Source organism: Bacillus sp. SJ-10 (assembly GCF_002843505.1).
GTDB classification, from domain to species: domain Bacteria; phylum Bacillota; class Bacilli; order Bacillales; family Bacillaceae; genus Bacillus; species Bacillus velezensis.
The window spans coordinates 3623960-3646069 of the sequence record NZ_CP025258.1 but is presented as its reverse complement, the minus strand read 5'-3'; the positions used below and the strand labels follow the sequence as shown (position 1 = coordinate 3646069).

The 22110-nt window shown below is 48.0% G+C and carries 20 protein-coding genes and 1 pseudogene; 8 read left to right on the top strand and 13 right to left on the bottom strand.

All coding sequences use genetic code 11. The features are described 5' to 3' along the window. Positions 1–7: 7 nt before the first annotated feature. A complete protein-coding gene (locus CXL14_RS17975) occupies positions 8–2341 on the top strand; it encodes a YhgE/Pip domain-containing protein (protein WP_014417342.1) in 2334 nt (777 codons plus the stop codon). Positions 2342–2404: 63 nt separating this feature from the next. Here CXL14_RS17975 and fabHB read toward each other — a convergent pair whose 3' ends face one another. After that, positions 2405–3382, bottom strand: a complete 978-nt coding sequence (fabHB, locus tag CXL14_RS17970) for a beta-ketoacyl-ACP synthase III FabHB (protein WP_014417343.1) — start codon at positions 3380–3382, stop codon at positions 2405–2407. A gap of 136 nt (positions 3383–3518) precedes the next feature. Next, positions 3519–3722, bottom strand: coding sequence for a hypothetical protein (locus CXL14_RS17965; RefSeq protein ID WP_021494937.1), 204 nt, complete (start codon positions 3720–3722; stop codon positions 3519–3521). Between the two features lie 131 nt (positions 3723–3853). Between CXL14_RS17965 and CXL14_RS17960 the strand changes: the two genes are divergently transcribed. Beyond that, a complete protein-coding gene (locus tag CXL14_RS17960) occupies positions 3854–4885 on the top strand; it encodes a M42 family metallopeptidase (RefSeq protein ID WP_204283013.1) in 1032 nt (343 codons plus the stop codon). A gap of 38 nt (positions 4886–4923) precedes the next feature. Here the strand turns inward: CXL14_RS17960 and CXL14_RS17955 are convergent, their stop codons facing one another. Together CXL14_RS17955 and yhfH are read right to left on the bottom strand one after the other, a co-directional pair. Then, on the bottom strand, positions 4924–6213 hold the full coding sequence (locus CXL14_RS17955; RefSeq protein WP_003155211.1) for a glutamate/proton symporter GltT: 1290 nt from the start codon (positions 6211–6213) through the stop codon (positions 4924–4926). A gap of 234 nt (positions 6214–6447) precedes the next feature. Further along, entirely contained in the window at positions 6448–6570 is a 123-nt protein-coding gene (gene yhfH / locus CXL14_RS17950; protein WP_370465857.1) for a protein YhfH, read from the bottom strand. 169 nt (positions 6571–6739) lie between these two features. Between yhfH and CXL14_RS17945 the strand changes: the two genes are divergently transcribed. The 4 genes from CXL14_RS17945 (at position 6740) to CXL14_RS17930 (ending at position 10880) form a co-directional block, all read left to right on the top strand. Continuing rightward, the gene (locus CXL14_RS17945; RefSeq protein WP_014417345.1) at positions 6740–7474 is read left to right on the top strand and encodes an MBL fold metallo-hydrolase; all 735 of its coding nucleotides are present in this window, start codon (positions 6740–6742) and stop codon (positions 7472–7474) included. 12 nt (positions 7475–7486) lie between these two features. After that, positions 7487–8482, top strand: coding sequence for a lipoate--protein ligase (lplJ, locus tag CXL14_RS17940; RefSeq protein ID WP_003155205.1), 996 nt, complete (start codon positions 7487–7489; stop codon positions 8480–8482). Between the two features lie 80 nt (positions 8483–8562). Next, a complete protein-coding gene (locus CXL14_RS17935; RefSeq protein ID WP_032863814.1) occupies positions 8563–9207 on the top strand; it encodes an SDR family oxidoreductase in 645 nt (214 codons plus the stop codon). A gap of 131 nt (positions 9208–9338) precedes the next feature. After that, positions 9339–10880 (top strand): fatty acid--CoA ligase family protein, encoded by a 1542-nt coding sequence (locus tag CXL14_RS17930; RefSeq protein ID WP_014417347.1) that lies wholly within the window; start codon positions 9339–9341, stop codon positions 10878–10880. A 48-nt stretch (positions 10881–10928) separates the two neighbouring features. Here CXL14_RS17930 and CXL14_RS17925 read toward each other — a convergent pair whose 3' ends face one another. After that, complete coding sequence (locus CXL14_RS17925) at positions 10929–11324, bottom strand: YhfM domain-containing protein (protein WP_007409201.1); 396 nt, start codon at positions 11322–11324, stop codon at positions 10929–10931. A gap of 153 nt (positions 11325–11477) precedes the next feature. On the opposite strand from CXL14_RS17925, the gene CXL14_RS17920 reads away from it, so the two are divergent. Beyond that, positions 11478–12728 carry a M48 family metallopeptidase gene (locus tag CXL14_RS17920; protein WP_014417348.1) on the top strand — a complete coding sequence of 417 codons (1251 nt, stop codon included), beginning with the start codon at positions 11478–11480 and terminating at the stop codon, positions 12726–12728. A gap of 44 nt (positions 12729–12772) precedes the next feature. Here CXL14_RS17920 and CXL14_RS17915 read toward each other — a convergent pair whose 3' ends face one another. Continuing rightward, positions 12773–13921 carry a S8 family peptidase gene (locus tag CXL14_RS17915; protein WP_014417349.1) on the bottom strand — a complete coding sequence of 383 codons (1149 nt, stop codon included), beginning with the start codon at positions 13919–13921 and terminating at the stop codon, positions 12773–12775. A 489-nt stretch (positions 13922–14410) separates the two neighbouring features. Here CXL14_RS17915 and CXL14_RS17905 point away from each other — a divergent pair, with 489 nt between their 5' ends. Next, positions 14411–15289, top strand: a complete 879-nt coding sequence (locus tag CXL14_RS17905) for an ABC transporter substrate-binding protein (protein ID WP_014417350.1) — start codon at positions 14411–14413, stop codon at positions 15287–15289. Positions 15290–15304: 15 nt separating this feature from the next. On the opposite strand, the gene CXL14_RS17900 is transcribed toward CXL14_RS17905, so the two are convergent. The 7 genes and pseudogenes from CXL14_RS17900 to CXL14_RS17875 all read right to left on the bottom strand — a co-directional run bounded on the left by CXL14_RS17900 (position 15305) and on the right by CXL14_RS17875 (position 22083). Further along, complete coding sequence (locus tag CXL14_RS17900; protein ID WP_014417351.1) at positions 15305–15880, bottom strand: histidine phosphatase family protein; 576 nt, start codon at positions 15878–15880, stop codon at positions 15305–15307. Between the two features lie 50 nt (positions 15881–15930). After that, the gene (locus tag CXL14_RS17895; RefSeq protein ID WP_014417352.1) at positions 15931–17022 is read right to left on the bottom strand and encodes an acetyl-CoA C-acyltransferase; all 1092 of its coding nucleotides are present in this window, start codon (positions 17020–17022) and stop codon (positions 15931–15933) included. After that, on the bottom strand, positions 17010–18446 hold the full coding sequence (locus CXL14_RS17890) for an acyl-CoA synthetase (protein WP_089072420.1): 1437 nt from the start codon (positions 18444–18446) through the stop codon (positions 17010–17012). Before CXL14_RS17890 ends, CXL14_RS17895 begins: the two co-directional genes overlap by 13 nt. 11 nt (positions 18447–18457) lie before the next feature. Further along, complete coding sequence (locus tag CXL14_RS17885; protein ID WP_014304743.1) at positions 18458–19015, bottom strand: biotin transporter BioY; 558 nt, start codon at positions 19013–19015, stop codon at positions 18458–18460. A gap of 129 nt (positions 19016–19144) precedes the next feature. After that, positions 19145–19942, bottom strand: coding sequence for a methyl-accepting chemotaxis protein (locus tag CXL14_RS20675; RefSeq protein WP_411377950.1), 798 nt, complete (start codon positions 19940–19942; stop codon positions 19145–19147). A 9-nt stretch (positions 19943–19951) separates the two neighbouring features. Beyond that, positions 19952–20326 (bottom strand): annotated as a pseudogene (locus CXL14_RS20670) (protoglobin domain-containing protein); the annotation flags it as partial. Positions 20327–20559: 233 nt separating this feature from the next. Next, entirely contained in the window at positions 20560–22083 is a 1524-nt protein-coding gene (locus CXL14_RS17875) for an FAD-dependent oxidoreductase (RefSeq protein WP_014417355.1), read from the bottom strand. Between the last annotated feature and the right edge of the window lie 27 nt (positions 22084–22110).

Here is a 22110-nt window from a genome sequence, read left to right as displayed (position 1 = left end):
AACAGGGTTGAATACAATAAAAAGCCAGTGGAAAGACATTGTAACGAACAAGAAACTGTTAATCCCCATCATTGCCATATTATTCGTTCCGCTGATCTACAGCGGAGTGTTTTTGAAGGCGTACTGGGACCCGTACGGCACGGTGGATCAGCTGCCGGTTGTCGTTGTCAACCAGGATAAAGGGGCGGACTACGAAGGGAAACATCTTCAGATCGGTGACGATCTTGTGAAAGAGTTAAAGAAAAATGATAATTTTGATTGGCATTTTTCAAGCGATCTTGATCAATCGTTAAAGGACTTATTAAATGCTAAATATTATTTATTGGTCGAGATTCCTGAAGATTTTTCGAAAAACGCCAGCACGGTAATGGATAAAAATCCGAAGAAGCTGGATCTGAAATATCATACGAATGCCGGATCAAACTATGTCGGCGCGACAATCGGGGAAAAGGCGATCGACAAACTGAAAGCCTCCGTGTCGAAAGAAGTGACAGAGCAATACGCAAAAGTTATTTTTGATAACTTTAAAGATATTGCCAAAGGGCTCGGCAAAGCCAGCAGCGGAGCCAAGAAAATAGACGACGGCACGAAAAACGCGAAAGACGGCAGCGCCAAGCTGAAGGAAAATTTAGCGAAGCTTACTGAAAGCACCGCCACCATCAGCGATAAAACGCAGCAGCTTGCAGACGGAGCGGCGAAAGTGACAAGCGGAATTCAAACGCTTGACAGCTCTATCGCAAAACTTCAGAGCGCAAGCGCCGAAATTCAAGATAAATCAGGACAGATTGCTTCAGGAGGAGGCCAAGTGGCCAGCGGGCTGAAAACAAGCCTTGACGCACAAAAGCAGCTCCAGCAAAAGCTTCCGGATTTAACGAATGGATTAAGCGCGTTAAACAGCAAGGCGCAGGAAGTGTCGCAAAAAGCGGCGGCATTTGAAGATGCGATCAATTCAGTCAACCTGTCAGACATTGAAAACGCGGTTGGGCAGCTCGAGCAGACTGAAAAGGACCTGCAGCAGTTTAAGAAGAAGCTTTCTGATCTGAAAAACAACCTGGATGCCCGGGATGACGCGGTCAAAAAGGTGATTAAGGACAGTGATTTCTTAACGGATGAGCAAAAAGCGAAACTTGTTCAGCTACTGAATGAGAAGCTTCCGAAGGCCGACCTTCCGGATTTAGACAATATCGTCAGCCAGCTTCCGTCCGGCGGAGATATTCAGCTTCCGGATATGTCAGTCATAAAAAACGCGCTCAAAGATGTAAAAGCGAAGGCTGATCAGCTGAAAGCACTGCCTCAGTCCACATCGAAACTGTATAACGGCGCAGCGGCGGTACAAGACGCGATTAACCAGCTGACAGCTGGAACTGATAAATTGTACAGCGGAGCGCAGACCGTCTTTGAAAGCCAAAACAAACTGACGGCCGGCATCGGTGAATACAACAGCAAGTTCGGACAGCTCAAATCAGGATCAGAAGCGTTAGTGTCAGGGAGCGGCCAAGTATCAGGCGGCTTAACGAAACTCCTGGATGCGCAAAACAAAATCCATGACGGCTCGTCCAAAATTGAGCAGGGTCAAGCATCTCTCGGCACCGGTTTAAGCAAGCTTTTAGACGGCACCGGACAATTGTCCAGCCAGCTGAAAGATGCGGCCGATCAAACCGGGGACATTAAGACAGATGACAAAACGTACAGCATGTTTGCCGATCCGGTAAAAACGGACGATAACGCGATTCATTCCGTGCCTAACTACGGTACCGGACTGACGCCTTATATTCTCTCTATGGGCTTGTATGTCGGCGGATTGATGCTGACGGTCGTATTCCCTCTGAGTGAAGCTTCAGGGCGTCCGAGAAACGGTTTTGAATGGTTCCTCAGCAAATTCAGCGTTATTCTGCTTGTCGGACTGATTCAATCTGTTATTGTCGCCACGGTTCTGTTAAAAGGAATCGGGCTTGATGTGGAGAGCACTTGGAGATTCTATCTCTTTACGATGATTACCAGCATCGCGTTCCTGTCCATGATTCAATTATTGGCGACAACGATGGGAAATCCGGGACGCTTTATCGCTGTCATCATTCTGGTGCTCCAGCTCGGGGCAAGCGGAGGAACCTTCCCGCTTGAACTCCTGCCGGGATTCTATCAAGTGATTCACGGGGCACTGCCGATGACTTACAGCATCAACGGGTTCCGCGCCGTCATTTCAAATGGCGATTACGGCTATATGTGGCAGCAGGCATCCATTCTGTTAGGCATCGCCGTTGTCATGATCGCGCTGACCATCGTGTATTTTACGGTGCAAAGCAAAAAAGAACACAAAACGGAAGAAGAAATAACAGCATAAGAAAAAGAGGCTCTGAGCAGATGCTCAGGGCCTCTTTTTTTTTAGATTTCGATCGTCGTGCTATTAAAATCCCCATCTCACCAACAGTCCGGTATACGTCAATCCTCCGCCGAACCCGAATAATACCAGCGTCTGGCCTTCCGACAGTTTTTTTGCTTTCACAGCTTCATCCAAAGCGAGAATAATAGAAACCGATGAAGTGTTGCCGTAATATTCAACGCTTGTCAATGTCCGTTCAAGCGGGAAGGGCAGTTTTTCACAGATGGATTCGATCATCCGCATGTTGGCGCTGTGAGGAACGAACCAATCCAGATCGTCTTTTGAAAAGCCGGCTTTTTCTAAAAGGGCATTGCATTCCTCAGGCACTGTTCTGGCCGCCCATTTATATACTTCGCGCCCGTTTTGCACCATGTTTCCTCCGCCTTTAAGCGGCTCGCCGTTTAATTCTGCGCTCAGTCCCGTGCGATACAGCACGTCCGCGCTGCCTCCCGCTGTTCCTTGCACGGCTGCCAAAAAGCCCGGCGCTGATTCATCGCGTTCCACCAATAGGGCGCCAGCAGCGTCTCCGAAAAGAACGCAGGTCGTCCGGTCAGTATAATCCGTTACCTTTGATAATGTTTCACCGGCAATGACAATCACTTTTTGATGGGAACCGGCGGTAATTAATGCGTCTGCGAGCTGAAGGCCGTAAGTGAGTCCGGCGCATGTGGCGTTAATATCAAGCGCCCCCGTTTGCGGCCAGCCGAAGTAAGCCTGCACGCGTGCCGCGGTGCTTGGAAACGCATAGTCCGCCGTCGTTGTGGCGACAAGGATCATATCGACATCATCAAGAGTTCCGCTGTATCGTTCTGCAAGATTTTTCACCGCTTCCACACACAAATCCGATGTGAATTCATGTTCGCCGGCAATGCGTCTTTCCTTCATACCGGTGCGCTGGACGATCCATTCATCAGATGTATCGACGATGCGCTCCAAATCCGCGTTTGTTAATCGGCGTGCCGGAGCATATGTACCGATTGCTGTAATTTTAGATTTTGACATGAAAAAATCACTCCTTTATATCAGATTATAACACCTGATATTATTACTTGGTACTAATTTTAATAAAAAAACCCAAGCAGCATCCGCTGTTTGGGGAGCATGAGAATCTATTTGTAAAACGGGCTTGTGTGAACGATTACCAATGACGGCAGCGGCAGCATGAATGATGATGCTTCTTTTTATCTTTCTTCTTTTTACAAGGGTCTTCTTTTTTCTTTTTACAGTGATCTTTTTCTTTTTTACAGCCCCAGAAGGCTGCACCAGACCAATTATCCTCAAACCAATCCTCAAACCAATCATTATGAAATCTTTTCCGCTTGTGCGGTTTACGGCTGATCATACATTTCCCTCCTATGCTCATGCTCCCTTCATTCTATGAAAAAAGAGAAGGAAAAGATTGGACGGGTTATGGATCAAAAGAGTATATTTTAAGAAGAATAAAATTGATAGGAGGAATGACCTGTGGAAAATATGAAACATACGATGGAACTGATTAAAGAATTGGTGTCGATTCCGAGTCCGACGGGCAATACATACGAGGTTATCGCCTATACAGAAAGTCTTTTAAAAGAATGGGGCGTCTCCTCTTACAGAAACCGCAAAGGCGGTCTTTTTGTCACAATTCCCGGCCGTGATGACAAGAAACACAGATTGCTGACGGCGCATGTCGATACGCTCGGCGCGATGGTAAAGGAGATAAAGGCGGACGGCCGGCTGAAGATTGACTTGATCGGCGGCTTCCGATATAACTCGATTGAAGGGGAATATTGCGAGATCCAAACTTCTTCCGGCAAAACCTATACAGGCACCATCTTAATGCATCAGACTTCAGTGCACGTCTACAAGGACGCCGGCAAGGCAGAGCGGAATCAGGAGAATATGGAAGTCCGCCTTGATGAGCCTGTCCGGACGAAGGAAGAGACGTCCGATCTCGGCATCAGGGTCGGCGATTTCATCTCATTTGACCCGCGTGTGCAGATTACGCCGAGCGGCTTTATTAAGTCCCGGCATCTTGATGACAAAGCGAGCGTGGCACTGCTCTTGAATTTAATCCGCCGCATCACGGAAGAGAAAATCGAACTTCCGTATACGACGCATTTTCTGATTTCTAATAATGAAGAAATCGGCTACGGCGGCAATTCCAACATTCCTCCTGAGACCGTCGAATACTTGGCTGTTGATATGGGAGCGATCGGCGACGGCCAGTCTACGGATGAATATACCGTCTCCATTTGCGTGAAGGATGCGAGCGGCCCGTACCATTATCAGCTCAGAAAACATCTGGCCGGGCTTGCGGAGCGCTATGGCATTGATTATCAGCTTGATATTTATCCGTATTACGGTTCTGATGCCTCAGCAGCCATCCGTTCGGGCCATGACATCGTCCACGGGCTGATCGGCCCGGGAATTGACGCTTCACACGCTTTTGAACGCACGCATGAATTATCGCTTCTTAATACGGCGAAGCTTTTGCATCGGTACGTTCTATCGCCGATGGCATAAAAAACCCTGCGCGGAAATCATTCCGTGCAGAGTTTATTTTAACCTGAGATGGTTGTGTTTTGTTCTGTTTTGGCGAGGCTCATGACCTTCGCGCCTTTAACGGGATCATACTGGCCTTCCCATTTTGACATCACAACGGATGCCAGCGCGTTTCCGGTCAGATTGACGACCGTACGGGCCATGTCCATAATCCGGTCAACCCCGGCGATGAATGCAAGGCCTTCTGCAGGAATGTTGAATGCGCCTAATGTCGCAAGCAGGACGACGAAAGAAGTCCCGGGCACGGCAGCCATTCCTTTGGAAGTGACCATCAAGACAAGCACAAGGGTAATCTGCTGCCAAATGGACAAGTCAATGTGGTATACCTGAGCGAGGAATAAAGCGGCGATAGATTGGTACAGCACAGATCCGTCTAAGTTAAAGGTATATCCGATCGGCACAACAAAGGAAACAATACCTTTCGGACAGCCGATTTTCTCCATTTTTTCCATAACGCGGGGGAGTACGGTTTCGGAGCTTGACGTACTGAACGCTAATAAAATTTCATCCTTCATATAGGCGAGGAATTTGAAAATGTTTACTCCGGCAAGCTTTCCGACGATTCCGAATACAACAATGAGAAAGAAAGCCAAAGCTACATATACTAAACCGACCAGTTTACCGAGTGAAAGCAGGGAACTGAGCCCAAATTTGGAAACGGTAACACCAATCAACGCAAAAACACCAAACGGCGCAACTTTCATGACCAGGTTCACAACATGGAACATCGCATGAGAAACACCTTCAAAGAAGGCCAAGACAGGCTTTCCTTTTTCACCGATTGCCGAGATGCCGAGTGCAAACAGCACGGTAAAGCAGATAATGGCAAGCAGATCTCCTTCGGCTAATGATTGGAAGAAGTTTGTCGGTACGATATGCAGGAATGTGTCTGCGATAGATTTGTTATTTTGTTCTTTTTCTGTTTCAACATATTGACTGATATCTGTCTTTTGAGCTTCATGTATATTAACGCCTGTTCCCGGATGAAACAGATTCGCCAAAGCCAGCCCGAGAATAATGGCAAAAGTGGTAATGATCTCAAAATACAAAATCGTTTTGAAGCCTAATTTTCCGACTTGTTTTCCGCTTCCCGCGCCGGCAACGCCGATGATTAAGCTGGAGACGACAATTGGAATCACTATCATTTTGATTAAGCGTAAAAACAAATCGCCGATAGGCTGTAAATATGTTGGAATGGCGGGATTGCCGTACCAGATGACACCGACTACAACCCCTAGTATGAGTCCGACGAAAATTTGCGTCGCTAGTCCAAAGCGTAATTTTTTCATAGATTACCTCCCGAAGAAAAAAGTGCAATAAGTATCTAAAAAGATAGCTATTAGAACAAATTATAATAGAAAAGAAAACAATCCGTCTATAGAAAAATATAGATTGAAAATACTGAATATTTTAAAACGTACAGATAATTGCTAATAATGGTGAATAACGCCCTATTCAGAAAGTATGATGACGGACGAAAAAAACGGGCGCCGCACAACTTAGAATTGTGCGGCGCCCTATTGTCACATATCCTTAATTTTCAAGCAGTCATTACACAAATTAATGTGACACTCATACTGCTCAACAATCTCATTTCCGCATTCTTCGCATTTCTTACCGGGTAAATTTCTGAAAAAATCCGACATCTTTTCCAACATACCCATCCCTCTTTCATTGTTTTGTCTTTACATTGTATTATAACAGTTTGAGAAAATCAACGGCTGTTTTGGCACAATGTTTAAAACATGCAATTTGTACGAAAAATAGGTATATTGGAGGAAAGGAACTTTTTATCATAAACATTCGGAGGATTATATGAAAGTTACAGTTATTGGATGCTGCGGCGGGTTTCCGGCCGCAAACGAAGCAACTTCAGGCTATCTGTTTCAGTCCGGCGGCTATTCTCTGCTCGTCGATTGCGGAAGCGCCGTATTATCAAAGCTGTTTGCCTATGTTCCGGCAGAAGAGCTTGATGCCGTCATTTTGTCCCATTATCATCATGATCACATCGCTGATATCGGGCCGCTTCAATTTGCCAAACAGGTCGGCTCCTTTCTCGGAAAAGGGACGCATGCACTGCCGATTTACGGGCATGATGCTGATATAGAACAGTTTGAGCGTCTTACATATAAATCGCATACAAAAGGAGTGGCCTATCAGCCGGACCGCCCGCTTTCTGCCGGGCCGTTCACCATTACCTTTCTGAAAACGGTGCATCCGGTCACTTGTTATGCGATGCGGATTACTGACGGTTCAGCTTCTGTTGTGTATACGGCTGATTCAAGCTACCAGGACGCGTTTATCCCGTTTGCGGAAAATGCCGATCTGCTGATCTGTGAGTGCAATTTTTACGCAGACCAGGACGGCACGTCAGCCGGCCATATGAACAGTTTGGAAGCCGGACGTATCGCGAAGGAGGCCGGAGCGGGGGAGCTGATTCTCACGCATCTGCCTCATTTCGGCGAGCACCGGAAGCTGAAAGAAGAAGCGGAATCCGTGTTCGGGGGCGAAGTGACAATCGCCGCTTCCGGATTGAAGTGGGAGAAATAAAGGAGGAGCACCATGTTATTTATCGACAATCAAAACATAACCGACCCGAGGATCAACCTCGCGATCGAGGAATATTGCGTGAAGCATCTCGACCCTGAACAGACATACCTGCTGTTTTATGTCAATCAGCCCTCGATTATCATCGGGAAGAACCAAAACACAATAGAAGAAATCAATACGAAATACGTAGAAGATAACGGAATCATCGTCGTCCGCAGGCTGTCAGGGGGCGGTGCGGTTTACCATGACCTCGGGAATCTGAATTTCAGTTTTATCACCAAGGATGACGGCGACAGCTTTCACAATTTTAAAAAATTCACCGAACCCGTTATTCAGGCGCTGCGCCAGCTCGGTGTGGAAGCTGAATTAAGCGGCCGAAACGACATCGTCGCGGACGGCAGAAAAATTTCCGGCAACGCTCAATTTTCGACGAAAGGGCGTATTTTCAGCCACGGAACATTAATGCTGGATTCCGCCATTGATCATGTCGTGTCAGCCTTGAAAGTGAAAAAAGACAAAATCGAATCAAAAGGCATTAAGTCAATCAGAAGCCGTGTCGCCAACATCAGCGAGTTTCTTGATGACAAAATGACGGCGGACGAATTCAAAAAGCACCTGCTTCACCATATTTTTAATACAAATGATCTTTCCGAAGTGCCGGAATATAAACTGACCGATGAAGACTGGAAAGCGATCCGGAAGATTTCCGAAGAGCGCTATCAAAACTGGGACTGGAATTTCGGAAGGTCGCCCGCATTTAATCTTCAGCATTCGAAACGTTATCCGGTCGGATCGATTGATCTGCGTCTTGAAGTGAAAAAAGGAATCATTCAGGACTGCAAAATTTTCGGTGATTTCTTCGGTGCGAAAGATGTGAGTGAAGTCGAACAGGCACTGACCGGAAAACAGTATGACCGAACCGCTATCAGGGAGGCGCTGGCCGGAATCGATCTGAAACAGTATTTCGGCAAAATAGAGCTGGAAGATTTCCTCGAGCTGATTTATTAGAGCATTTGCCGAACGCATGATTTGAATCAGCGCCCGTTTTTGTGAAATGATAGAACCATAATGAATAGGGAGGGATCATGATGAAAGTATTTCTCATCGGAGCAAACGGACAGATCGGACAGCGGCTGACCGGGCTGTTTCAAAAAGACGGCACGCATACGCTGCGGGCGATGGTCCGGAAACAAGAGCAGAAAGAAGCGCTTCAAGCCGCGGGAACAGAAGCCGTTCTTGCAGATTTGGAAGGAAGCCCGGAAGACATCGCGAAAGCCGCCGAAGGCTGTGACGCGATTGTGTTTACCGCCGGATCAGGAGGAAGCACCGGATACGATAAGACGCTTTTGATTGATCTTGACGGAGCGGCGAAAGCGGTAGAAGCGGCAAAGAAAGCCGGCATCAAGCGGTTCATTATGGTAAGCGCCCTTCAGGCTCATAACCGCGGCAATTGGAATGAAGCGCTGAAGCCGTATTACGCCGCAAAGCATTATGCGGATAAAATTCTTGAAGCGAGCGGTCTGACGTATACGATTATCCGGCCGGGCGGGTTATTAAATGATCCCGGCACGGGAAATATCAAAGCCGCGGCCGATTTAGAAAGAGGCTCCATTTCAAGAGACGATGTCGCCAAGACCGTTATCGCATCCCTTGATGAACCGAATACGTATGAAAAAGCATTCGATCTGACGGCGGGCGGCACGCCGGTCAGTGAAGCGCTGAAACAATTATAGTTTCCGGTTTTACGGCACTCGGGGCTTTTTGCCCTTGAGTGTTTTTCTATATTTTTCTATAATAAAAGTGAACGTTTATTCCGGATAAATGAATGACTATTCATTCATTACATTTTTAAAGGGGTGGGAAAATGAATCTGGTTTCCAAATTGGAAGAAACGGCATCGCAGAAACCGGAAAAACCAGCTTGTCTGTTTCAAGATCAGTACATGACGTATGAGGAGCTGGCAGGTAAAATCAAAGCATTTGCAAACGGCTTGGAGGACAGGGGACTGAAAAAAGGGGATCATCTCGCGCTGCTGCTCGGAAATACGCCTGATTTTGTTATTGCGTTTTTCGGCGCGTTAAAAGCGGGAATTGTCGTCATACCTGTTAATCCGGCATATACACCTTCAGAAATCGCATACATGCTGAAAAACGGCGATGTCAAAGCGATCGCCGGCATCGATCTATTAATTCCCGTATTTGAAAGCCTGCACGGCTCGCTGCCGCTGCTGGAGCATATCATTATCAGCCAGACAGCAGAGAACGCTCCATCGACAGAAGACCCTCAATTGCGCTTAAAAATGACAACGTTTACAAAAATGCTTCGCCCGGCGGAGCGCAGCAGAACTTATCCGACATTGTCAAAAGATGATACTGCCGTCATTTTATACACCTCAGGGACGACCGGAAAACCGAAAGGCGCCATGCTCACCCAACAGAATCTTTTCTCCAATGCAAATGATGTCGCCGGATACTTAGGAATGAATGAGAAAGACAAAATTGTGGCGGCATTGCCGATGTTTCACGTTTTTTGTTTAACCGTTTGTATGAATGCGCCTCTGATGAGCGGAGCGTGTGTCTTAATCGAGCCGCAATTCAGCCCGGCTTCTGTGTTTAAACTGATTAAAAGCCGTCAGGCAACCATTTTTGCCGGCGTTCCGACGATGTATAACTATCTGTATCAATACGAGCACGGCAAGGCGGAGGATTTTGCGTCCGTCAGACTGTGCATTTCAGGCGGCGCCTCCATGCCGGTCGCTCTGTTGCAGACGTTTGAACAAACCTTTGACGTCACCATTCTGGAGGGGTACGGACTTTCTGAAGCGTCGCCGGTTACTTGTTTTAATCCGTTTGACCGGGGGAGAAAGCCCGGCTCGATCGGGACGAATATTTTACATGTCGAAAATAAAGTCGTCGATACACTCGGACGCGAATTGCCCGACCATCAAGTGGGAGAATTGATCGTGAAAGGGCCGAATGTGATGAAAGGCTATTACAAGATGCCCGAGGAGACGGAGCACGCGCTGAAAGACGGCTGGCTGTACACGGGTGATTTGGCGAAGCGCGACGAAGACGGTTATTTTTATATCGTCGACAGAAAAAAAGATATGATTCTCGTCGGCGGATACAACGTCTATCCGCGCGAAGTAGAAGAAGTGCTCTACAGCCATGAGGGCATTAAAGAAGCCGTGGTCATCGGCGTTCCTGACGCCAAAACGGGGGAAGCGGTGCATGCTTATATAGTGCCTGGGGACGGTGAGCTGACAGAGCAGGCGGTTTTTGATTACTGTGAAACACATTTGGCAAAATATAAACGGCCGGCGGAAGTAGTTTTTCTTGATGAGATTCCGAAGAACGCGACCGGGAAGCTGCTGAGACGGGCGGTCCGGGACATGCTTCCGAAATGACGGACGAAAAGCGAAGCCGGGGGGCTTCGCTTTTACATGCTGATCCGGTCAGCTCTGCGATTCTTCCTTAATGATGCTTTGCACAAGCTTCGTATCATGCCGGGTCAGTTTGTAATACGTGTTTTTATACTTGTACATCATATAATTGCCGCCTTCGAGCCACATGCTGAATGAATCAAAACGGTCTTCATGGTATTTGACCGTTCCGTCGTAATCGGGAGATACGCTTTTGGTCAGTTTGACTTGTTTTCCTTGGTTCAAGATATCGAGCATATCTTTTACATTCTGCCTGTCTTTAATTTTGATTTCTTTTTTTCCGTGCTCAGACAGAATAATCAGATCTGCGTTGCTTGATGGAAACACATCGCCGGTCCGGCTGTATACATAGAAGAAAGCAATAACCAAAAGGGCGATTACTACAATAAACGCAATTATTTTTTTCATATTCATCACTCCGTCTTTTAGTCTTTCCCGCTTCCTGTTGTTCCATTCTTTTCTGTTGTGAAAAGATTAACATCCGTTTGGAGGCTTGGTTCTATTTATTTGCATTTATGCTTACAATAGGAGTAAGTCATAAGGCTAAGGAGGGAGACTTCCATGCGCAAATGGATAGCGGCAGCGGGACTTGCCTATGTGCTGTACGGCCTTTTTTTCTATTGGTATTTCTTTATGACAGGAGACTCCGCCGTCCCGGAGGCCGTAAAGGGAACGAAAGCCGATCCGTCCTCGTTTATGGACCCGGGCCGCCTGGCAGCCGCTGAAAACTTTTCAAATGTAAAGGATTTTTTGTTTTTCATCGGAGCGCCGTTAGATTGGTTTTTATTTTTTCTGCTGCTCATTACGGGGCTTGCCAAAAAAATAAAGCATTGGCTGGAAGCAGCGGTGCGCTTTCGGGTGCTGCAAATCGTAAGCTTCGTCTTTGTGATTTCACTCATCGTTACGGCGGCTTCGCTTCCGCTTGAGTGGATCGGATATCGGGTTTCGCTTGCGTATCATATTTCGACGCAGACAACAGCAAGCTGGATAAGAGACCATGTCATTGATTTCTGGATCAGCTTTCCGCTGTTTGCCGTGTGTGTGCTTGTGTTTTACTGGCTGATCACAAAGCATACAAAAAAATGGTGGTTTTACGCTTGGTGTCTTACTGTGCCGTTTACCCTGTTTTTGTTTTTCCTGCAGCCGGTCGTGATTGATCCTTTATACAATGATTTCTATCCGCTGAAAGACAAGGAGCTGGAAAGCAAAATTTTGTCGCTTGCCGACAAGGCCGACATTCCGGCCAGCCATGTTTATGAAGTAAATATGTCGGAGAAAACGAATGCGCTGAATGCGTATGTGACGGGGATCGGTTCGAATAAGCGAATCGTTTTGTGGGATACGACGCTTAACAAACTGAAGGATCGGGAAATTTTGTTCATTATGGGGCATGAGATGGGGCACTATGTGATGAAGCACGTGTACATCGGACTGGCCGGGTATCTGCTGCTGTCATTAGCCGGGTTCTATATCATTGACAAGCTTTATAAGCGGCTGTCCAAATTCTTCGGCCGAATGCTCCATATAAAGGGGCCTGAAGATCTGGCCGCCCTCCCGCTGTTATTGCTGCTCATATCCGTTCTCAGTTTTGCTTCTGATCCGGTTACGAATGCCGTCTCCCGGTATCAGGAAAACGCCGCCGACCGCTACGGCATCGAGCTGACCGGAAACCGGGAAGCGGCGATTGAGACGTTTCAGGACTTGGCCGATACGGGACTGAGCCGGGTCAACCCGCCGTTTCTCGTCAAAATTTTCAGAGGGAGCCACCCGTCGATCATGGAGCGGATTGAACATGCGGAGGAAGAAAAATAATAAAAAAACCGGCGGGGCCATGGCCGACGCCGGTTTTTTATGTTTTACTGAGCTGCCGCCTGTACGTTGATCAGCCCTTTTCCGTAGTAGAAAGCATCACCAAGTTTTGTAGTGGTGTTTTCTAAACTGCTGCGGACTTGAGTGTTTGTCCAGTTCGGGTGCTTAGAAAGAATCAAAGCAGCCGCTCCGGCAACGTGCGGAGATGCCATTGACGTACCATTGTACGCGCCGTATTTGTTTCCAGGAAGCGTGCTTTGGATAGAGACGCCTGGTGCCATGACATCAAGCTCAGAACCTACGCTTGAGAAAGATGCTCTTTGGTTGCTGCTGTTAACTGCCCCTACCGCAATGACAGAAGGGTATTTACCAGGGTAGCCCACTGTGCTTGAGCTGCCGGAAGTGCCTTCGTTACCGGCTGCCGCTACGACTACGATGCCGGAAGCAACGGCTTTGTCAACTGCCGCTTTTAACGCTGCAGAACCAGAAGGTCCGCCGAGGCTCATGTTAATAACGTCCATATTGTTTGCGATCGCCCACTCAATTCCGTTAATGATCCAGCTGTACTGGCCGGAACCGTCAGCGCCGAGAACTTTTACAGCGTAAAGAGATGCGCTTGGCGCAACGCCTAATACACCGACTGAGTTATTAAGAGCCGCAACTGTACCGGCAACGTGAGTTCCGTGAGAGTTGTTGTCTTGGAAAGGATTTGTTTCAGAAGGAACCATGCTGGCTCCGCCTGCTACCTTTAAATCAGGATGAGAAGAATCGATACCGCTGTCGATAACCGCTACTTTAACATTTGATCCGGTGAAGCCTTGAGAGTGCAGAGCAGGGGCTTTAATCTGTGATACGCCGTAAGGCACGGACTGCGCGTACGCCTGTGCAACGTGATCTTCTTCAACGTAAGCGACGCTAGGGTCTTTTTTCAGCTCTTTTACAGCTTTTTCATTTAATGTAGCTGAAGCTGCGTCTACATATTTGAATTGCTTTTGCACTTTCCCGCCTTTTTCAGAAATGACATCTTTTTTCTTAGCGGCGCTCATCGTGCTCATTGTCTGTTTAAATCCGACAATGTATTTCTTTTCCCCGTTTGATTTCCCTGCCGCCTGGGCAGGAGACGTGCTGCCGAACGCCATCGTAAAGATTAACGCTAAAGCAAACAGCAAACTGATCCATACCTTTTTGCCTCTCACTCTTTATCCTCTCCTTTTTTTCATTTGCAGAACAACCAATAGACAGATTATTCTGTGGATTAATTGTATAGCATGGAATAATATTTTAGTAGACCCAATTTTTTTCAGTTTGTTTTATTTCTATTTAGGTATATCATCTCTCTTTCGTTTAATAGGAACCCGAAATATTTAAATTTTAATGGAAAAAACCGATGGAAGGACATGAGTATTTGTACACAGCCGCGAGCGCTCTCTTGTTTGCTGGGTCGAACGGTTTGATTCCATTTTTGGAAGCTGCGGCAAAAACAGGATAAATGTCACCTTTTGTTGAATGCAGAAGTCTGATGGAAACGAAAGCGGAATGAAATAAAGCGGCCGGCATGAATCAGTCTTCGGCTTTCTTGACGTAGAAAAGCTGGGAAACCATTTTATAAAAATAATGATAATGAATATCATTGATACTTATATTGTCAATGATATAATTGCGGAAAAATGAAAGAGGGGGAACAGATGAAACCAATTTTCAGTATGCTGATGATCTTATCCGTTCTCTTCATAACGGGATGCTCAGAACAGGAACATGAAACCGCCGTCAGGCATGATCTGGGGACGGCACATGTGGCTGCGCATCCGCAGCGCGTCGCCGTATTGAATGATGGCTTTATTGATACCCTCCATGATCTCGGCATAAAGCCGGCGGCCGCGGCGGATGACCGGGCAGAGCGAAACGACGGCAGTCCGTCCGTCGGGCTCCCGTCACATCCCGATTTGAAAAAGATCACTTCGTTAAAGCCCGATCTCATCATTGCTGACTCAAGCCTTCACAAGGGGATATACCATGAGCTGACAAAGATCGCTCCGACAATCGCTTTACAAAATGAAGCTGCGGATTATCAGGATGCGGTTGACGCTGCCCTTACTATTGAAAAGGCGGTCGGTAAAGATGGCATCATAGAGAAACAATTGTCGGCCCAGGAAGAAAAGCTGAATGACATCAAAAGAAAGCTGGATGCAGAAGGCGGCACGATTTTATTAATTGACGCTGCAAATGACAGCATTTCCGTAAAGGATGACCGGTTTTTCACATCCCGGCTTTTGACGCTCGCAGGGTTTACATATGCGGTCCAGACGGATTCCGGCGGGAAATCAGACTCTATCAAAATGACGCCCGGGCAGCTTTTGCATATCGATCCTGATTACATCGTACTGTTGGACGGTGAGAAAGAACTCGAAAAAAATCACCTTTGGAAACAGCTGACAGCCGTAAAAAACGGACACGTTTACCGCGCGGACAGGGCGGTATGGACGGAGCGCCGGAGCATTGACGGTGCGGACGCCATATTACATGATCTTCAGAAAAAAATGCTCGCCAAAAAGGCCCAAAACTGAATTCGGGCCTTTTTGTTATGATTCTGATAGGTGGTTGCTTATATTGTAATCTTTGACGCGCCACTTATTTTCAATTCGTTCGATATTGCTCAGGCACGCATTGACAAGCTTAGCGTTTTGTATGTCGGTATCACCGTCAGAAATGGCGGACAAGAGGGCGTGAATGGCTGCGCCGTGAGCGACGATCAGTACTTTTTGCTCAGGAAACCGCTCCTGAATTTTCACTAAACCGGCAAGCATTCTGTCTGTCAGCTCTTCTGCTGTCTCCATGTTCGGGTAGTTTTTATCCGGGTAGCGCTTCGACCGTTCCGGTAAAGGCATTCCTTCCGCATCACCGTAGCTCCGTTCTCTGAAATCTTCCATGACGACAATGGGAAGATTCAAAAACCCGTTAATAATGTCAGCTGTTTTTCTGGCCCGTTTCATCGGGCTTGAGACGATGACATCCCATTCGGACCCCTTTAAGTACTCTCCTGTTTCTTTCGCCTGACGCTCTCCCGTCGCATTTAACGGAATATCCGATTTGCCTTGAAGCTTCTTTTGGGCATTCCAATCAGTCTCTCCATGTCTTACTAAACAAACGGCAGTCATAAAGTCTCCACTCCGATCATTTTTTATCGATATTATCTATTATACTGCCGTTACGTTAACACTTCAAAGAGAAGCGCCAGTCCGACTCCGCCTCCGCTGCCGATCGCTGCTGCTGCGTAGCGGGCATCCGGGCGTCTTTTTGCTTCATAAAAAAGCCGGGTGACAAGCGCCGCCCCGGAAGCCCCGTACGGATGCCCGACGGCCAGAGCGCCGCCCCGGACATTTATTTTAGAATACGGCACTTGAAGCTGCTGTGAAAAAACGCATATTTTGACGGCAAACGCCTCGTTGATTTCGTATATATCAATATCATCCGGTGACAGGTTCCGTTCCTTCAAAAGCTTTTTGACGGCATAAACCGGGGCTGCTGACGGATAATGCGGATGGACGCCGCTTACCGCGCTTCCGATAAAACGCAATCTTGGCTTTAAACCGAGAGACCGCGCTTTTTGTTCTTCCATCACACAAACTGCCGCCGCCCCGTCAGAAATTCCGCAGCTGTTGGCGGCGGTGACAGAGCCTCCGGACTGAAAGACGGGTTTGGCACGGGAGATGAGAGGCTCCATGTTCCGCTTTTTCAGCATGTTTTCGTCAGCGGCGAATCCGTGACAGGGAAGAATTTCCCGGCGGTATAAGCCGTCTTCGTTCGCTTTGACGCTCCGTTCATAGCTGAGAAGGGCATATTCGTCCTGCATCTTTCTCGTTACGCCGTAAGCCTGTGCTGTATACTCGGCTGCTATGCCCATATCAGGATCGCCGATGTGTTCAGGAGAAAAGCGCGCCCGGGAAGAGAAAGGGGAACGGCTGCTGCTCTCCGCTCCTCCCGCGATGTACATGCTCCCCGCGCCGGCTTTGATAAAGTGGCACGCGACCCTCACGGCGTCCAGTCCGGAGCCGCATTGCCTGTCGATGGTCGTACCGGACACGCTCAAAGGAAGTCCGGCGGCCAAGGCTGACAGCCGGGCGAGATTCCCGCCGCGGCCCGTCGCGTTTCCGATCAGGACTTCATCAATGTCTTCGGGCATGTTCCGGCTCAAATGGCGGATCAGCGGAGCTGCCAAATCTTCTGGGAGACAGTCTTTTAACAGGCCGTTTTCCCGGGCGAAAATCGTCCGTTTCGCATCCGTAATTACAGCTTCCATTCCATCATGTCCTTTGCCTGCTTTTGTACGGCGGCACGGGCGATCTTTCCGCCGGCTGTTTCCGGTATTTCTGAAAACAGCCATTTTTTCGGGATTTTATATGCCGCCAGCTGCTCGCGGCACTGTTTCTTCAGTTCCTTTACATTTGTATGTCCGTCGATCACCGCAACGGCGATGCTGCCCCAATAATCATCAGGAACGCCGATGACTGCCGCTTTTCTGACGCCCGGACAGCGGTTGAGCACACGTTCTATCTCTTCAGGGAATACATTCAGGCCGCCTGATACGATCATCCCGTTTTCACGTCCTTCGATATAAAGATAGCCTTCACGATCGATATATCCCATGTCATCAACCGTCATCCAGCCGGAATCATCAGGTTTTGCGCCGTTGATGTATCCGGAAAATTTCATCGGGCTGTTCACAAAAATCTTCCCCGTTTCGCCCGGCATGCAGCGTTCTCCTCCGGGGCGGCGGATTTCGATTGTAACATTTTCAAACGGACGGCCCGCCGCGTCAGGCTTTCGGGCGCTGTCTTCAGGCGATAAGAACGCCACGAAACTCAGCTCGGACGTTCCGTAAAAATCGTACAACCGCAAATGGGGATAGCGCTCTGACAGCGCTTGTTTAGACGAAGCGGGCCAGTCTGCACCGGAAGAAATCACCTTGAGCGGTGTATCCGGAAACGCCTCCAGTGAGAGCAGGGCGTCCGTCATTGTCGGCACGGTATATAGAACGTCAGCTTGTCTGAGCCGGTCTTTCATTCCGGCCGGATTGAATTTTCTTTGAAGGATGACGGTTCCGCCGATAAACAAAGTGCTGACGGCGCCGTATAAAAAGTGTGACGAGCGAAGCGTGCCCGGTACCAGCACTTTGTCATCAGGGGAAATGCCGAATTCACGTTTCGTACAAGAAAAGCTCTCCAGCCACGAACGGTGAGAGCGGGTGAAGGCTTTCGGCTTACCGGTCGATCCCGAGGTGAATCCGGTATAAAAGGGCAGGCCGGTGTTTTCGATAAAAGCGCCTTCCGTTTTTTCCGCCTCGATCAAAGGCCTGCATTCATCCCACAGGATGACAGGCGTTTTGACGCCGTCCAGTCTGCCGCTCAGCCGGCGGTCACAGATGACGAGGTCGGTTTTGCTGATGTTAAGCTGGTCCGCGAGTTCCGCCGCTGCCGAGCGGGGATCTAACGGAACCGCCGTGCAGCCGGCATGCGCCGCGCCTGCGAAAAGTTGTAAAAATGGGATGCCGTTCGGCAGTAATATTGCAATGTTTTCGGGCTTATCTGAAAGGCTGCCAAGCCAGTTTGCGGTTTGGTTTACCAGCCTGTTCCAAGTTTGATAGTTGATCTGTTCTGTTTCTGTCTGAATTGCGATCTGTTCCGGCGCTTGTCCGGCTGTATCTGAATATGATGATGTAATCATGATGACTAAAATCAGCTTCCTTTCGTCGGCAAAAGCCGGCTTGCTTGAAGAGTTTTTCTGATTCTTACGGCTGCGAATGAGGCTGCGGCCGCTTTAAGCAGATCTCCGGGCACATAGATGAGGCTGAGCTTTACGGCAGTCAAGATATCAATGTGCATTATAAAAGCCTGAACGGGAATGCCGATGACATACAAAAACAGCACGCCGAACAAGAACTGTCTGATAAACAAATGGGGGACAGCAGCTGAGCGAAGGCCTTGGATGCTGAGGCTCAGAAGTAATGCCGCCAGCGGATATGCGATGAGATATCCGGCGCTCGGCCCGAAAAAAACCCCGAACCCGCCTCTGCCGCCTGAAAGGAGAGGCGCTCCGCATGCCACAATCAGCAAAAAAAGCAATTGGCTTAAAAACGCCGCTTTCGGTTTTAGGATGCTTCCCGATAAGAGCACACCGATCGTCTGGAGCGTAATCGGAACCGGCGTAAAGGATAAGAAAAGCGGCGGGAGCAGCCCCAAAAGTCCCATAATGGCGGTAAACACGGCAATATGCATCATTTCTGTCAATTTCATTATGTATTCCTCCAGCTTATCAAAATATGTTTATACAATAAAGCGAGTCTTTATATATGTCAACTCTATTATATTTCAAGTTAACATTAAAAAGACCGCCCTTTATGAAAAAGGCCGGTCGGTTTATCTTTATTCTTCTGTAAGGATAACAAGTGAATCAACGGATGATGCAACGTGGGAAACGGCGCGGCTGACTTCTTGAAGACCGCCGAGAAAGGCCTGCAAATCAACGTCGATTTTGCCTGTCTGGTCTTTGCTCGTTTTCATGCTTTGGACGATGTCATCAAACAGACGGTTGATCTGCGTCATTTTTTCTTTCGTTTCACTTACAAGTCCGTTGACATCTTTAATATGTTTGGACACGATGTTGATTTGTGTATTGGTATTGTTCACGAGCTCTGATACGGTGGAAACGGTTTTTTTCGTATCCTCTGAAAGCTTTCTTACCTCCGTCGCCACAACGGCGAACCCTTTGCCGTGCTCCCCGGCTCTCGCGGATTCTATTGAAGCGTTGAGTGACAGGAGATTCGTTTGCTCGGCGATCCCCGTCACGATGCCGAAGATTTTTTCGATCTGCTGGGCGATGTCATTCAGCTTGTCCATTTCTTCTTCAATCTGCAGAAGGCTGGCGTCGATTTTATTCATCTGCTTCTGCTGGCTTTCAAGCTCTTTTTTCCCGCCGATTGATTTTTCTTCGACATGTACGGAAGTGACGGTGCCGGCTTTTGACGCCTCGGAAATGCCCTCGGATTTATCGACCAGCTCCTGCACGGCTCTGCTCGTTTCTGAAAACAAATCAGCGAGTGATCCGGATGTTTCCTGGATTTTTTGATGAAGACGGGCTTTCTTTTCCTCTTGTTCGTCACGCTGGCAGTTATATTCGCTCTGGAATGCTTCAAGGACGAGCTGCTGTTCAAGATTCAATATTTTCGTCGTCGCTTTGATCGCTTTTAAAAGCTCATGCAAATCCGGAATTGCTGCTTCATATATGTTCATCATCGACAGAAGCAGATCCTGAAACGCTCCCATATACCATTTCGGTTCAAGGCCGATCCGCAAGTGGATGGAAGCGATGCGCTGTCTTTTTTCGATGAATTCATCATCAATTGTGCCGGCGAACATCTCATGGATATGACGCCGTAATGTTTTTTTCAGGCGCTCGACCGTGCTGTGGTCGTTAATGATCGTCATTAATGATTTTTCGTGATCCAGGTTTCGGTAAAAGGAATCGACGATTGTTGAGATATGCTCTTTAATTAACGGCTGCAGCTCTTCAAGCACATGAAGTTCTTCGTTTCCGAGCCTGACCATTTTCAGCTGTTTTTGGACATCTGCATATTGATTTGAAAGCGCGATGCGTTTTTTTCCATCGGCTTCTGAAAAATAAGCTGTTTCTTTTTTGCGGTCTTTTTTAAATAACAATATAAGTTCCCCCAGATATTCTCTTTTTCTTTTTATCGGTATGGAAGGAACTTGAATGAAGGAATCTGATAAAAATATTTTAATGCGGAAAAAAATAAAACCATTCGTACAGAATGGTTTAGTCAATCTTGGCTGAGGCGCTTCAGCGGCTTGATGGCGGGACCTTCGGCAACCCCGCCGTCAGGTGTGAACCGGGACCCGTGACAAGGACAGTCCCACGTCCGTTCGCCGTCATTCCATTCGACCTCACAGCCCAAATGGGTGCATGTCGTATCGACAAGATGCAGACAGCCTTTTTCATCTTTATAGGCGCCGGCCCGTTTGCCGTTTACCGTTACGATTTTTCCCTCCCCGGGCCGAAGAGTCTCAGGTGAAGCGTCCGGCCTCTCAAGTTTGCCCGAGATAAGGTGTTTGGCCACGTCGGCATTATAAGAAATCAGTTTTTTCAGTCCCGGATCTGCGTGGAAGCGTGACGGAATAAACAGGCCGGAAAACGGGTTCTTTTTGTTTTGAATATGATCAGCCAAAAGCTTCGCGGCGAGCGCTGAGCTTGTCATGCCCCATTTTTTAAAACCGGTCGCCGCCAAAATATGTTCTTCATCGCCCGAGATGGGACCGATGAACGGAATTTTGTCAATGGTGACAAGGTCTTGTGCAGACCAATGATATGGGATGCTTTCAACTCCGATTGTGTCTTCCGCAAATTGTTTCAGTGCTTCGTAATGCTCGGACATTTCTTTTCCTTGGCCTGTTTTGTGGCTTTCGCCGCCGACAAGAACCAGTTTTTCACCGTTCAAATCGGTGTATCGCAGTGATCTGGACGGCTTGTCTATGCTGAGATACATCCCGTCCGGATACGCTTGTTTCGGTTTTACCGCGAGTACGTAGGATCTGCTGGCATACATTCTGGCGGCGTAAAGCCCGCCTCCGTCATAAAAAGGAAAGTGGGAAGAGCAGACAATGTAGCTGCACTTGATGCCGTGTCTGTTTTTCGTGACCACTTCGGGCTGCGGTTCTTTTTTTATGTCGATCGCAGCCGTCTGTTCAAAAATCCGCGCCCCGTTTTTAACGATCTCTTTGACGAGCGCCGCGCCATATAAAAGCGGATGGAATTGCGCCTGATTCTTCATGGCGAGGCCGAGCCTGCAATCAACGGGGACGGGAAGTTCTTTCACAAGCTCGTGTTCAATACCGAGCTTGGTATAAGCTTCCTGCTCACTGCGGATTTTTTTGGCGCCTGATTCTGTATTGGTGTAAAGATATGCGTCTTGTTCAATCAGTCTGCAGTCAATCGAAAGGTCCTTGATGATCTGCTTCATGTCTTCCATGGCGCGGAGATGGGCTTCGAAATACAGCCTTGCGCTGGTCTGTCCGATCTGCTGAATAAGATCGGCATAGATGAAATCATGCTGGGCGGTGATTTTTGCGGTCGTGCCCGCGGTCGTCCCGTTCAAAATCCGGTCTGCTTCAATGACAGCGACACGGAAACCTCTTTTCGTCAGTTCATATGCCGTTGTCAGGCCCGTAATTCCTCCGCCGATAACCGCAACGTCACATTCCGTATCTTCAGTGAGGGCGGGAAAGGAAGGAATGTCAGCTGTCGCTTTCCAATAGGAAGCCGGTTCCTCGTTTGAAAAAGTAGTCAATTCAGATTTACCTCCTCTGTTGTATAT